The organism is Paenibacillus koleovorans NBRC 103111 (assembly GCF_004000845.1).
Lineage (GTDB): Bacteria > Bacillota > Bacilli > Paenibacillales > NBRC-103111 > Paenibacillus_AA > Paenibacillus_AA koleovorans.
This window is the reverse complement of sequence record NZ_BIMA01000272.1, coordinates 1-590: the sequence shown is the minus strand read 5'-3', so window position 1 is coordinate 590 and position 590 is coordinate 1. Positions and strand designations below refer to the sequence as shown.

Annotated in this window: 1 pseudogene; it reads left to right on the top strand. The window is 58.1% G+C overall.

Annotated elements, in window-relative coordinates:
• Positions 1-218: pseudogene (locus tag PKO02S_RS32760) on the top strand (hypothetical protein); the annotation flags it as partial.
• Between the last annotated feature and the right edge of the window lie 372 nt (positions 219-590).

Genomic DNA, 590 nt, shown 5'->3' with positions numbered 1-590 from the left:
ACGGGGCGGGCCGCGCGGGGGGAGTAAGCGAGGGCGAGCGAGGTGCAGGTACGGGCGACGGGGCGGGCCGCGCGGGGGGAGTAAGCGAGGGCGAGCGAGGTGCAGGGGTGACGCTTGCAGCGGCGCTGGCCGACCGCAGCGGAGCGGGTCGCCCAGGGGGCGGTACAAGCCGCGGCTCGGTAAACGCAAAAGTAGTCCAGCACCCAGCCAGCAGATGAGGACTACTTTTCGCCTGCAGATGTCTAGAAATTCTACATCTGAAGCCGAATATGCCCGAAAATCAGCTTCAGATGTAGAGGATTTGTACAACTGAAAGTATAAACGGGCTGTTTTTGCAGTCCAAGTATAACAAATAGACATCTGAACGGCAGAAATCTATGTCAGGCGTACAAATCTTGTACATCTGAACCGGAAATAAGCCGATTTCGGCCCCTTGTTGTACAAAACTTGTACATCTGGGCGGAACACAGGCCTCCCCTCGAGCGTTCGGAGGCGGGCGACGCGGCGACGCTATATAGCGGTCAAAATGTCCGCACGGTGGCCGGGGCGCTCGGCAACTCCTCCAAGCAGACTAGTTTTTGCAACTTTTG